The following is a 12,023-nucleotide window of genomic DNA, read 5'->3' as shown; positions in this document are numbered from 1 at the left end:
TTTTAAATAAAATTTAAGAGGTGTACGAGTATTCATGAATGTTCTGTGGGGGCTGCTGGGCGCAGTTGCGATCATTGCTATCGCGTTTTTATTTTCAGAAAAGAAAAGCAATATTAAGATAAGAACCGTCATCGTTGGTTTATGCACACAGGTGGCGTTTGGATACATCGTGTTGAAATGGGAAGCGGGACGCGCTGTTTTTTTATGGTTTTCAAGCCGTGTACAGCTTCTGATTGACTATGCGAATGAAGGCATCAGTTTTATTTTTGGACCGCTTCTAAAGGTCGGAGACAGTCCGGCATTTGCATTAAGTGTACTGCCCGTTATCATTTTCTTCTCAGCACTGATTGCAGTTTTATATCATTTGAAAATCATGCAGCTCGTTTTCCGTGTCATTGGCGGCGGATTGTCGAAGCTCCTTGGAACAAGCAAAACGGAATCTCTGGCGGCTGCTGCCAATATTTTTGTAGGACAATCAGAATCTCCGTTAGTGATCAAACCCCTGATTGCCGGGCTGACGCGCTCTGAGTTGTTTACGATTATGACGAGCGGTCTATCGGCAGTTGCGGGATCTACCTTGTTTGGGTACGCGCTTCTCGGTATTCCGATTGAATACTTGCTGGCGGCCAGCTTTATGGCTGCTCCAGCTGGACTAGTCTTTGGTAAATTGATTATACCCGAAACGGAAAAAACGCAAACCGTAAAAAGCGATTTCAAAATGGATGAAGGCGAAGGCGCAGCCAACGTCATTGACGCAGCTGCAAAGGGAGCGTCAACAGGACTGCAAATAGCGTTAAACGTTGGGGCGATGCTGCTTGCGTTTGTTGCGTTAATCGCTGTAGTAAACGGTATTCTCGGCGGGGCTTTCGGCTTGTTCGGTTTAAAAGGCGTAACATTAGAATCCATTCTCGGTTATGTGTTTTCTCCTATCGCCTTTTTGATTGGCGTGCCTTGGCATGAAGCATTGCAGGCGGGAAGCTATATCGGTCAGAAATTGGTGCTGAATGAGTTTGTCGCTTATTCTAACTTCGGTCCGCACATCGGCGAGTTTTCTAAGAAAACTGCTACCATTATCAGTTTCGCGTTATGCGGATTCGCCAATTTTTCATCAATTGCGATTATGCTTGGTACGCTGGGCGGATTAGCACCCAGCCGCCGTTCAGATATCGCGCGTCTCGGCCTGAAGGCTGTTCTTGCAGGAACATTAGCCAATCTGCTCAGCGCAGCCATTGCCGGCATGTTTATATAAACGATAAAAGCTCCTTGCGTCAGTGCAAGGAGCTTTTATGTATGAAAAACGGGGGAAAATTGTATTGTGTCCGCTTATAATAGCTTTTATACTAAGAAAAAGAAAAAAAGTTGGAGGCACCTATGAACTCATTTCGATTTACCAAAATGCACGGCCTGGGAAACAGTTATATTTATGTGAATCAATTTGAAGAACAGCTTCCAGAAGAAAAACTGTCAGAGATTGCAATTCAGGTTTCTTCTGTTTATACAGGGATCGGATCGGACGGAATGATCCTGATATGCCCATCAGACCAAGCGCCTGTTAAAATGCGGATTTTTAATAATGACGGATCTGAAGGGAAAAACTGCGGCAACGGCCTGCGCTGCGTCGCAAAATACGCATATGAGCATAAGCTAGTTGAGGAAACATCTTTTCTGATTGAAACTCTCTCCGGGCTTGTGAAAGCGGAGGTTCAAGTCGAAAACGGAAAAGTGAATGTGGTCACTGTCGATATGGGCGAACCGCGCTTGACAAAATCCGAGCTTCCGATGCTTGACGGCGGGGGAGAGCACACAATCAATGAAACGATGGCATTTGGTGAAGTAGAACTAACAGGCACTGCCGTTTCAATGGGAAATCCGCATATCGTTTTTCCGATCGCAGACATTGAACAGGCACCCTTAACGACACTGGGGCCGGTGATTGAGAAAGATCCGAGATTTCCGGAAGGCATCAATGTGGAATTCGTTGAAACCGTGAATGAACAAGAATTGCATTTCCGCGTCTGGGAACGGGGATCAGGGATTACTCAGGCATGCGGGACAGGAGCATGTGCAGCGGCAGTCGCATCTGTATTAAACGGCGTATCAAAGCGAAATCAAGACATCACGGTGCATTTAGCAGGCGGGGATTTGGTGATAAACTGGAAAGATAACGGCCATGTAATGATGACAGGGCCGGCTGAAACCGTTTGTGAGGGTGTCTATTTCTTGTAAAACACCTTGTTTGAGAATTGGAACGATCATGTTTATAATAAAAGACAGCAACCGGTTTTTAAAAGGAGGTTCACAATGATGAGCAACCCGGTAACAATTACAGAAGCAGCAGCTTTGCATATAAAAGATATGATGAAAGAGCATGAAGAAGAAAACGCGTTTCTGCGTGTAGGCGTCAAAGGCGGCGGCTGCAGCGGACTTTCTTACGGCATGGGCTTTGAGCATGAAAAGAGTGAATCAGACAGTGTGTTTGATCAGCACGGCATCACTGTTCTAGTTGACAAAGAAAGCCTTGACATCATGAACGGCACCGTGATTGATTATAAACAATCCATGCTCGGCGGCGGCTTCACCATCGACAATCCAAACGCCATCGCTTCATGCGGCTGCGGTTCTTCGTTCAGAACAGCAACGAATGCAGGCAAGCCTGAAGAGTGCTAAGCACTAAAAACGGATAGCAACTATTACTGACGCTTTTCTTAGCGATAAATCATCGTTAAGGGAGGCGTTTTTATTATGGGGAAATGATGCAGAGAGTTCCGGGAACTTCGGCAAGAGAAACGCTGCTTTGTTGTTTGATTTTTGTTGTAAATACAGCAAAGTTACGCTATATTTAATGCGGGGTATGTTTTATTGCATTTGCAACAAAATCACGATAGGGAGTTGGTGTTGAAGAAGATTTTTGGAATGGTAACAAGGTCAGTATCTGTTCCGTGTTTAAATATATTAAAAAGGGACACAAGACAATTGAATTTTAAATAAAGGGGCTGAATCCGAACAATGAGTGTAAAAATGAAAAAATGCAGCCGGGAAGATTTACAAACACTTCAACAATTGAGTATTGAAACATTCAATGACACTTTTAAAGAACAGAACTCACCTGAAAATATGAAAGCCTATTTAGAAAGCGCATTTAACACTGAGCAGCTGGAAAAAGAGTTATCCAATATGTCTTCGCAATTCTTTTTTATTTACTTTGATCATGAAATCGCTGGATATGTAAAGGTCAATATCGATGATGCTCAGTCTGAAGAAATGGGTGCTGAATCACTTGAAATTGAGAGAATTTATATAAAGAACAACTTTCAAAAACATGGGCTTGGCAAACATCTGCTGAATAAAGCTATAGAAATTGCACTGGAACGTAATAAAAAGAACATTTGGCTAGGTGTGTGGGAAAAAAATGAAAATGCCATTGCCTTTTATAAGAGAATGGGGTTTGTTCAGACCGGCGCCCACTCTTTTTATATGGGTGATGAAGAGCAAACGGATTTAATCATGGCTAAAACACTCATATAATATTTTTCGAAGGGTGGATGATGATGTATATTCCAAAATATTTTAAAGTCACAAATGCTGAAGAAATTTGGAATTTTGTACAAGAAAACTCCTTTGGTACGATTGTCACAACAGAACAAGGAAAACCAATTGCCACACATTTGCCGTTAGGATTCAATAAAAAAGATGATCATTACTATATTACGGGGCATTTCGCTTATGGAAATCCTCAGTGGAGAACGTTTGAAGCCTGTGAAGATGTGCTTGTCATGTTTCAGGGACCGCACGCTTATATTTCTTCTTCCTGGTATTCACGCGAAAATGTTCCGACGTGGAATTATCAGACTGTCCACATGTATGGAAAAGCAAGTATGTTAGAGAAAGATGAATTAGCAGAAGAATTAACAATCATGCTGGAGAAATACGAAAAACATCGTGACAATCCTGTTTTATGGGATAAGCTTTCTCCAAAACTCTTAGAACGTGAATTGAAAGGTATCGTTGGATTTAAGATTAAGGTGGAAGACATTCAAGCGGCATATAAATTAAGCCAGAACCGAAATGAAACGGATTATATGAACATCATTGAACAGTTGCAAAATGAAGAAAATCCAAATGCAAAACAAATGGCAGAACTGATGGAAAACAGATTGAAAGATCAATTATAAAGCTCACCTATTATGAAACCCTCAGATTAAAGAAAACGGAGCTCTTATATTGCAGCTTTTCCTCAAACATGAAAGATTGTACCTAAAAACGGAGGCATTTAAACAAAAAGTGAAATTCAGGTAAAAGGGCATTACTTAGTCGTCAGGAGTACGCAGCGTAAACAATTTAATTGAACAATAATAATTTTCACATCGTACTATATAAACGTCGATATGTTAGTGTTTTCATCTACTGTAAACAGGTTGTCTGTAGTAACTGTTCTTCGTTTAGAATAGTAATGAATGTATGCCTAAAGTGCACTAGAATGATCATGGCAAGTCTTCTTGAAAAGATTCATCTTTTTAAGAGGCTTTTTTTATTGCCCCAAAAAGGAAAGGGATAGATATGCCGAGAGAAAACATGATTAAAATTAGGTCGTTCAGACTAAGTGATGAAGCATAGGATTTCACCCTACAAATGGGAAACCGCACGTTTTTGAAGAGTCTACAATGACGAGAAAGGAAGAGTCTTTACGATTGAAGTCTGGAGTAAGCGGAAAATGATACAAAGTATAGTTTCAGCATTTTTCATCTGTCTGATATTAATAGGTACAATCAGCCTAGTTCGGGTTGGTTGGCTTCCTCCAAAAGATAGTAGTATCAGGTTATTTATAATGAAAAGGGTTATGCGATTAAAACTGTCAAGCTAACATACAAATAGCTTGAAGTTGCCCCAGATGGTGGAGCCATTTCGCCGTAATCGCCCTTAATCCGGAGGAAAAAAATATTTGTATAAAAATAAAGGGTGTTTAGAACTAAAATTAAGGAGAGGTATTCTATTTTCTGATAATTTTAATTCAAAAATATTTTTTGTAAAAATATGTTGATTTTTTTCTAGAGATAGAGTAAATTGTAAAAGTATAGAATAGTTGATTTATTTTGTAAGAAAAGGATGATATTATGATAGGTCAATGGAGCAATAAAAAAATACTTTTCGGTTCGTTTTTCATAATTTTGATCTGTTCATTTCTCTTCCAATATAGTATTTCAGATAAGGTTTTGCACACATATTACTCTTCTGTCGGAGAAGGTACCTTTGATATCGGGGAAAAAAGTGTTCGTACAATTGTCATGTTTCTGCAAGGCTTTATGATCTTCACAACTTTCTTAGAGATTCTAATTGGCGGATTTATATTATTTATTGTTGCTTTTATTCTTGGTTCAAAGAAACCAAAAAAAACATATTTGGTTCTATATACATTAACTTCTTTAATTTCGGCGTTTAAAATGTTAATTCTTTCAGTAGTTAACTATTTGACTGCCGATTCCTCACTTATATATTCAGCCAGCGGCACTGAATTGAGTTTACAGCTGCTGGACCCATTTCTGCTTATATCAATTGCGGCTGTATATGTTGTCGCAGGAAAACTTACCGATCTCGACAAAAGCAAGAGAATAATATTGACGGGATGTTTTGTTTTATTAAAGCTCTTTAATATTTTATTTAATTATTTTATGGTGGATAAAATTTAGCTCGGGAGAGAGTAATTTCAGCTAAATTTTATTATATATTAAAAAGAAGAGTAGGAGATGTTAAGATGAACTTAGTAAAATCTAATAAAAAATCATTCATTTTATTTGGTGCAGCTCTTGCTGCAGCAACATTGGTTTATGCACTTTTGTTAACTGGTACAGAATTAAATGTGGCGGCGGCTCATGCATTCTCAGCCAATGCTGAATTAGCATCGACTCTTGGGATCTCTACAGCAGCGGCTAAAAAAGCAATTGATATTATTGATGCTGCTTCAACAGTTGCTTCTATCATTTCTCTAATCGGTATTGTTACAGGAGCAGGTGCTATTTCTTATGCAATTGTTGCAACAGCAAAAACAATGATTAAGAAATACGGCAAAAAATATGCAGCCGCTTGGTAAAATCAATCAATAAATAATAGCTCTTTTTGTACTAGCTGCAAAAAGAGCCTCTCTCCCAAATACATATGGTAAGGATTGAAAGTATGATAGTCAAACAAATTGCGGCTCTTATCAAATATAATACCCTGTCATCGTTTCGCAAAAGAAAAGAAGATTGGGGAATTCCTCAACTCAGCGGCAAACTGCTGTCTGCTATTATTATTTCTCTGTTATGTGTTTATCTCATCTTACTGGGATGCGGTGTTCTATTCGGGTCAAAACTGATTCAGCTCCCTCTCAGCGCATGGGGACAATTTGTTTTAATCGCCGTTTCACTCGAGCAGCTTTTTTGGGCTGCCGGCTTCTTTAAAGAACATCAAAATGCCTTTCTGCTCGATACACGCAAGGTTATTCATCAATTAAAGAAGGTTCGTTTTTTACAGCTGTTTTCTGTTTTTGCCGGTCAGGCGATCAAAAAAACCATTTTCATATGGTATCTTTTTGTTTTTCCGATCTTTTTATTTTTAACCGGCGCAGGCATGGCTGGATCTGAAGCGGTCATCGTATTTTTCCTGGGCTTCGTTTATTTTCTTCTCAATTTATTTTTATCTATGCTGTTTTCTTATGTTGCTTACCTTCTTACGAATATGTGGAGCAAAATGTTTTACTTGAAAATCCTAAAAGGCATTTTATTCAGTGTTAGCTTGCTGGTTCCGCTTGCAGTCGGGTATGCTGTTTATCTTCTCGTGTTTGGAGAGTATACGGTAAAGGATATCTCCGGGTTTACAGAATCACCGGCTTTTCGTAATATCCTCATGAATACGCCGTATGTATGGTTAACGTTCCGCTCACATTCTGTGCTCGTTTTCTCTGCGGTGTTTGCGGCTGCCGTCCTTTTAACGGCGGTGCAGTTTAAGCTGTGGTCGGCTACCCTGAAGAAAATGGATCTTATTCCTTATATGTTTTTGACAAACTCTGATTTTGCGCCAAAGCTGAAATTATATAGAAATAACAAAATATTTCATGCCATTTTTCAAAAAGATCTGCTGTTTCTATCAAGAATTGACGGGTTTTTTATCAGGAATTTCGGCAGTATGCTTTATTTATTCATGCTGTTTTTAGGTTTTTGTGTGCCGCTGCTCTCTCATCATTTTACCGAGTACTCGGCAGCTGCCATCGTATCGGCGGCGGTCATCATTGCGAACTTTTCGTATCAGCTTGTCGGGGATGCGCTCAAAACAGTATTATCTGTTGACGGAGAAATAAAAAATCAGCATCTGTTTCATCGGAATATCAAACATGCGTGGCAACTGGTATTTCCGAAAGTATGTATTTATAATCTTGCAGCTCTCATCTATTCGTTCATCATTACCATTTTAATTACGGTGTTTTTTCCGTCTTCCGTTGCGCTGACGATCTATTTGTTTATTGTATTTTTGTGTTCGGGTTTTTTATACAGTCTTGTCCAGATTTCAAGCACCGCTCTGTATCCTAAGAAAAACTGGGAGCATCTGTACGAAATTGGAGAAGCGGGGAAAGCAAAGACGTATAACAACTTATATGGTTCTTTCATTTTCATTGTATCGCTTCAAATCGCTGCGATCACCTCGTATTTTATCTATAAAAACCCGGAACTTGAAACGATGCTTATTCATTCTGCATCAGGTATTTTTGTCCTGTTCACGCTATTAAACTATGGAGTCATGTTTCTGTTTCTTCGCAGAATCAATATGGCGGAAAGGTTTGCGAACAATGATTAAATTAAAGAATATCCAAAAAAGCTATGGTGAAAAACAGGTGTTGAAAGATATTTCTTTTGAAGTGAAAAAAGGTTCCATTTATGCTTTGCTGGGAACCAATGGAGTCGGGAAAACAACAACTTTGAAAATTATTTCGGGCCTGCTTAATCCCACTTCAGGTTGCGTCATGATTGACGATAAAGAAATGGATTCAGAAAGGGAAGGGCAAATATCGGCTGATATTGGATTTGTGCCCGATCATGCCTTTTTATATGAATATTTAACGGGAGTCGAATACTTGCGTTTTACTGCTGAGATGTTTCAAGTACCGACTCAGCGGGCAAATGATTATATAGAGAATATGTTAGAGACGCTGAAGCTTTCAAAAGATGGAAATCAGCTTATTAAATCATATTCACATGGAATGAAACAAAAATTATCAATTGCAGCTGCACTCATTCATCAGCCTAAAATCTTAATTCTTGACGAACCGCTTACAGGCATTGATTTAATCAGCGGCAAGACTATACGCATGTTATTAAGAGAGTACGTCAAAAAAGGAAATACGGTATTGCTATCGACTCACTTGTTGGAACTGGCTCATTCTTTGTGTGATACAATTGGGATTATTCATGAGGGGACTTTTGCGGCGGAGTATCAATCATCAAAGTATTCATTAGAAGAAATTGAAGAATTGGCTGAGAGTATTTATACATGATGAATCGAATCTCATTATCAATCAAGATGTCGTTTATTCCGTTAACCGCATCATTGCTGTTTTTTTTAGTCGGTGCTATCGCTGCGATATTTTCCGATCAGTTTTTTTCAACAGCCCCCTATAATGGTTCGTCAGGCCCAGTTGAATTATTAAAGAATAATGCAATAGCTTGTCTGTTTTTAGTGGCAGGTTTTTTTACTTTTGGCTTAACCTCGATTTTTTATTTATTCACCAATGGGTTTATTTTAAGCGGCTCAATTATAGAAAATCTGCATAATGAGGTTCCTTTATATCAGATTATTTTACTGCTAATTCCTCATGGTATATTTGAAGTTCCAGCGTTATTATTAAGTGGTGCTATTGGTTTTAAGGGGATTGAATTAGTCATTAGACTATGTTTTTCTAAGGAAAAAAAGGTAATAACCCCAACCTTTATGCATATCGGAATTTTGATACTGGTTATTATGTGTTTACTAATCACCGCTGCAATTATTGAAGCTTATATCACACCAATATTTAAGTAAAGGGGGCAGAAATAATATGAGAAGCAAGTTATCATTGATCGGTGTGCCAATTGTTATGATTATCGGTTATATCATTTCCTTATCCTTTGAGTGGTTATTTCCTGTTCTTACATTCGGAGCAGCAGGATTATATATATTTATATTTGCTCCGATACAAAATAGATTCGTTCGTTACTTTTTTTTATTTGTATTTCTGATTAATCTTTTAGCAAGTGCTGCTCTATATTTTCGTATTTAGTGAAAAATGACATTCATTTCATGAATGTCATTTTTTTAGGTTTAGGAGATTTTTTCTCTAAAAAGAATGGTTTTCTTATGTTTAAAACCTATCCCCATTAAAAATGGAATTCTTCACAATCACATAATCCACATTGCGGATGGCGTCAAGCTTTGTTCCGCCTGCATAAGAAATAGAAGATTGAAGATCCTGCTCCATTTCAATCAGTGTATCCTTGATTGAGCCTTTATGCTCCACATGCATTTTTTTTCCTTCGACATTTTTCTTTTCGCCTTTTTGGAATTCAGAGGCTGAGCCGAAGTACTCCTTGTAAAGCTTTCCGTCTTTTTCGATCGTTTGGCCTGGCGATTCTTCGTGTCCGGCAAATAGTGAACCGATCATGACCATCGTTGCGCCGAATCGGATTGATTTTGCGATGTCACCATGGGTGCGGATGCCGCCATCCGCGATAATTGGTTTGCTGGCAGCCTTGGCACACCAGCGCAGCGCTGCTAATTGCCAGCCGCCTGTGCCGAAGCCGGTTTTGATTTTCGTAATACATACTTTTCCCGGTCCGATGCCGACTTTAGTGGCATCCGCTCCCGCATTTTCAAGCTCTCTGACTGCTTCTGGCGTTCCGACGTTGCCAGCAATAACAAAGCTGTCCGGCAAATGTTTTTTAAGGTGCTGGATCATTTCAATGACAGCATTTGAGTGCCCGTGAGCAATGTCAATTGTCACGTATTCAGGAGTCAGATTTTCTTCTGCCAGCTGGCGGACAAATTCATACTCCTCATCTTTGACGCCCACGCTGATAGAAGAGAATAACCCGCGTGCGTTCATATCTTTAATAAAATCAATCCGATTTTCAGGTTCAAATCGGTGCATCACATAAAAGTAGCCATTTTCGGCTAATGAAATCGCTAGTTTTTCATCTATAATCGTCTGCATATTGGCAGGGACGACGGGCAATTTAAATGTACGTCCGCCTAAACGTACGGATGTATCACATTCTGAACGGCTATTCACAATGCATTTTGCAGGAATTAGCTGAATATCTTCGTAATCAAATACGTTTTCCATGGTTTTCACTCCTAAAAACGAATATTTAAAATTATATTATATTAAATGTTCGCCTTCTATAATGTACTCTGTTTTATTTAGGATGTCAAACATTATGATTTGCTGGCAGGTGTGGTGCAAGTGCCGAAGCTTGTCATGCAGGGTGAGTTTAGGTATCATAGTTTTAACGAATGGTCTTAGAGAGCGGATCAAAACGCGAATGATATACGTTCAGCAAAGCTTGGTCGTTCAGCACCAGGCTTTCTTTATGGCATGGACATGGGAAAGGAGCGAATAAAATGGCCCAAAACGAAGAAAAAACACCGAAGTCCCAAAAGATTCAGGACCGCATTATTATGGCAATGATCTGGGTAGTCGCAGCCCTTGTGATTGCGCTGGTTGTAGGAACTGCATTGAATTATATAAATATCTTCAAATAAAAAAGGAGCTGTGTCGCAGACACAAGCTCTCTTTTTTTATTATTTATTTTCAAAAAGACTTGTTGAGTGAAGAGGCTGTACGCGGGCTTTCGGGTCCATGTAAGCCTTGGCGTTGTTCACTGCTGTCGGTGCCTCACCGAAGCCGCTGGCAATCAGGTTGACTTTTCCTTCGTATGTACAAATGTCACCTGCTGCAAAGAAGCCTTCGATATTTGTTTCCATTGTTGATTTCACGACAATGGAATTTTTCTCGATGTCCAGGCCCCAGTTTTTGATCGGTCCAAGAGATGAAACGAAACCGTAGTTGACGATTAAGTCATCAATTTCTAAAATCTCTTTGCGGTCGCCTTTCACTTCTTCAAGCACTAGCTGTTCGATTTTGTCTTCGCCGATCAGCTCCGCAGGGACGAATGGTGTCAGGACATTAACCTTCGACGCATGAAGGTTTTCCACACTGTGCTCGTGCGCACGGAACTTGTCGCGGCGGTGAATGATCGATACTTCTTTTGCGATTGGCTCAAGCATAAGCGCCCAATCAACCGCGGAATCTCCACCGCCAAGGATCGCAACGCGTCTGCCGGCGAATTTTTGCAGATCATCAACGAAGTAATGGAGGTTTTTGCCTTCATACTGCTCGGCATTTTCAAGTTCCAGCTTTCTCGGTTTGAATGCGCCGTTTCCTGCAGTGATGATGACCGTTTTAGAGTAGTGGGTTTCTTCATTTGTTACAAGCTTAAACACGCCGTCCGCTTGTTTCTCAACAGATTCAACCGCTTGCTCCAGACAAATGGTTTGGTCGAATTTTGCCATTTGCTCTTTTAGGTTATTGATAAGCTCTTGCGCACGGATTTTCGGGAATCCCGCTACATCATATATATACTTCTCAGGGTATAGGGCGCTAAGCTGTCCGCCGAGCTGAGGCAGGCTTTCGATAATTTTGACGCTTGCCTGTCTCATCCCGCCGTAAAAAGCGGTGAATAAGCCGACCGGTCCCCCGCCTATAATTGTAATATCATAAACCTTTGTATCCTCTCGCATACGAAAATTGCCTCCTAAATGAAAATTGTTATTAATTATACCATATTGCCGTTCAAATTGACGAGTCAGCAGAAAAAATCGTAAGGATCTAACGTGCCCATCCGTTCTTGAAAATATTTCCGCAGGCCGCTACGATAATAACCAAATGAAATGATCTTTTTCTGAATGTTTCTTGGGCCAGCCGGATAAACATGATAATAGTGCTACGGGTAAGGACTTCA

14 protein-coding genes are annotated in these 12,023 nt (G+C 39.8%); 12 read left to right on the top strand and 2 right to left on the bottom strand.

Annotated elements, in window-relative coordinates; translation table 11 throughout:
* Positions 1-34: 34 nt before the first annotated feature.
* The 11 genes from SB658_RS11305 to SB658_RS11255 all read left to right on the top strand — a co-directional run bounded on the left by SB658_RS11305 (position 35) and on the right by SB658_RS11255 (position 9,283).
* Positions 35-1,249: a NupC/NupG family nucleoside CNT transporter gene (locus SB658_RS11305; RefSeq protein WP_003228710.1), complete on the top strand. Its 1,215-nt coding sequence runs from the start codon at positions 35-37 to the stop codon at positions 1,247-1,249.
* Positions 1,250-1,371: 122 nt separating this feature from the next.
* Positions 1,372-2,226 (top strand): diaminopimelate epimerase, encoded by an 855-nt coding sequence (gene dapF / locus SB658_RS11300; protein ID WP_032677054.1) that lies wholly within the window; start codon positions 1,372-1,374, stop codon positions 2,224-2,226.
* A gap of 78 nt (positions 2,227-2,304) precedes the next feature.
* Positions 2,305-2,667: a HesB/IscA family protein gene (locus SB658_RS11295; RefSeq protein ID WP_003244166.1), complete on the top strand. Its 363-nt coding sequence runs from the start codon at positions 2,305-2,307 to the stop codon at positions 2,665-2,667.
* 339 nt (positions 2,668-3,006) lie between these two features.
* Positions 3,007-3,525: a spermidine/spermine N(1)-acetyltransferase gene (paiA, locus tag SB658_RS11290; RefSeq protein WP_003228717.1), complete on the top strand. Its 519-nt coding sequence runs from the start codon at positions 3,007-3,009 to the stop codon at positions 3,523-3,525.
* A 23-nt stretch (positions 3,526-3,548) separates the two neighbouring features.
* A complete protein-coding gene (gene paiB, locus SB658_RS11285) occupies positions 3,549-4,172 on the top strand; it encodes a protease synthase/sporulation negative transcriptional regulator PaiB (RefSeq protein WP_144500537.1) in 624 nt (207 codons plus the stop codon).
* A gap of 939 nt (positions 4,173-5,111) precedes the next feature.
* On the top strand, positions 5,112-5,684 hold the full coding sequence (locus SB658_RS11280; protein WP_144500538.1) for a hypothetical protein: 573 nt from the start codon (positions 5,112-5,114) through the stop codon (positions 5,682-5,684).
* A 65-nt stretch (positions 5,685-5,749) separates the two neighbouring features.
* Positions 5,750-6,085 carry an uberolysin/carnocyclin family circular bacteriocin gene (locus SB658_RS11275; RefSeq protein WP_014477869.1) on the top strand — a complete coding sequence of 112 codons (336 nt, stop codon included), beginning with the start codon at positions 5,750-5,752 and terminating at the stop codon, positions 6,083-6,085.
* 83 nt (positions 6,086-6,168) lie between these two features.
* Positions 6,169-7,824 (top strand): hypothetical protein, encoded by a 1,656-nt coding sequence (locus SB658_RS11270; protein WP_144500539.1) that lies wholly within the window; start codon positions 6,169-6,171, stop codon positions 7,822-7,824.
* Entirely contained in the window at positions 7,817-8,521 is a 705-nt protein-coding gene (locus SB658_RS11265; protein WP_021480524.1) for an ABC transporter ATP-binding protein, read from the top strand. The genes SB658_RS11270 and SB658_RS11265 overlap by 8 nt, the downstream gene beginning before the upstream one ends.
* On the top strand, positions 8,518-9,045 hold the full coding sequence (locus SB658_RS11260) for a stage II sporulation protein M (protein WP_021480523.1): 528 nt from the start codon (positions 8,518-8,520) through the stop codon (positions 9,043-9,045). Before SB658_RS11265 ends, SB658_RS11260 begins: the two co-directional genes overlap by 4 nt.
* A gap of 16 nt (positions 9,046-9,061) precedes the next feature.
* Positions 9,062-9,283, top strand: a complete 222-nt coding sequence (locus tag SB658_RS11255; protein ID WP_021480522.1) for a DUF5970 family protein — start codon at positions 9,062-9,064, stop codon at positions 9,281-9,283.
* 81 nt (positions 9,284-9,364) lie between these two features.
* Here SB658_RS11255 and guaC read toward each other — a convergent pair whose 3' ends face one another.
* Positions 9,365-10,345 (bottom strand): GMP reductase, encoded by a 981-nt coding sequence (gene guaC, locus SB658_RS11250; RefSeq protein WP_144500540.1) that lies wholly within the window; start codon positions 10,343-10,345, stop codon positions 9,365-9,367.
* Between the two features lie 278 nt (positions 10,346-10,623).
* On the opposite strand from guaC, the gene SB658_RS11245 reads away from it, so the two are divergent.
* Positions 10,624-10,764 (top strand): hypothetical protein, encoded by a 141-nt coding sequence (locus tag SB658_RS11245; protein ID WP_003228723.1) that lies wholly within the window; start codon positions 10,624-10,626, stop codon positions 10,762-10,764.
* 39 nt (positions 10,765-10,803) lie between these two features.
* On the opposite strand, the gene yumC is transcribed toward SB658_RS11245, so the two are convergent.
* Positions 10,804-11,802, bottom strand: coding sequence for a ferredoxin--NADP reductase 2 (gene yumC, locus SB658_RS11240; RefSeq protein WP_003220618.1), 999 nt, complete (start codon positions 11,800-11,802; stop codon positions 10,804-10,806).
* Positions 11,803-12,023 lie beyond the last annotated feature (221 nt).

The sequence above is a fragment of the Bacillus sp. SIMBA_008 genome (assembly GCF_046535495.1).
In the GTDB taxonomy this organism is placed as follows: domain Bacteria; phylum Bacillota; class Bacilli; order Bacillales; family Bacillaceae; genus Bacillus; species Bacillus subtilis.
This window is presented reverse-complemented; position numbering and strand designations above follow the sequence as displayed.

Excerpts from the sequence above, each read along its gene's own strand:
- SB658_RS11305 (WP_003228710.1), top strand. The coding sequence starts at position 35 with ATGAATGTTCTGTGGGGGCTGCTGGGCGCAGTTGCGATCATTGCTATC.
- dapF (WP_032677054.1), top strand. The coding sequence starts at position 1,372 with ATGAACTCATTTCGATTTACCAAAATGCACGGCCTGGGAAACAGTTAT.
- SB658_RS11295 (WP_003244166.1), top strand. The coding sequence starts at position 2,305 with ATGAGCAACCCGGTAACAATTACAGAAGCAGCAGCTTTGCATATAAAA.
- paiA (WP_003228717.1), top strand. The coding sequence starts at position 3,007 with ATGAGTGTAAAAATGAAAAAATGCAGCCGGGAAGATTTACAAACACTT.
- paiB (WP_144500537.1), top strand. The coding sequence starts at position 3,549 with ATGTATATTCCAAAATATTTTAAAGTCACAAATGCTGAAGAAATTTGG.
- SB658_RS11280 (WP_144500538.1), top strand. The coding sequence starts at position 5,112 with ATGATAGGTCAATGGAGCAATAAAAAAATACTTTTCGGTTCGTTTTTC.
- SB658_RS11275 (WP_014477869.1), top strand. The coding sequence starts at position 5,750 with ATGAACTTAGTAAAATCTAATAAAAAATCATTCATTTTATTTGGTGCA.
- SB658_RS11270 (WP_144500539.1), top strand. The coding sequence starts at position 6,169 with ATGATAGTCAAACAAATTGCGGCTCTTATCAAATATAATACCCTGTCA.
- SB658_RS11265 (WP_021480524.1), top strand. The coding sequence starts at position 7,817 with ATGATTAAATTAAAGAATATCCAAAAAAGCTATGGTGAAAAACAGGTG.
- SB658_RS11260 (WP_021480523.1), top strand. The coding sequence starts at position 8,518 with ATGATGAATCGAATCTCATTATCAATCAAGATGTCGTTTATTCCGTTA.
- SB658_RS11255 (WP_021480522.1), top strand. The coding sequence starts at position 9,062 with ATGAGAAGCAAGTTATCATTGATCGGTGTGCCAATTGTTATGATTATC.
- guaC (WP_144500540.1), bottom strand. The coding sequence starts at position 10,345 with ATGGAAAACGTATTTGATTACGAAGATATTCAGCTAATTCCTGCAAAA.
- SB658_RS11245 (WP_003228723.1), top strand. The coding sequence starts at position 10,624 with ATGGCCCAAAACGAAGAAAAAACACCGAAGTCCCAAAAGATTCAGGAC.
- yumC (WP_003220618.1), bottom strand. The coding sequence starts at position 11,802 with ATGCGAGAGGATACAAAGGTTTATGATATTACAATTATAGGCGGGGGA.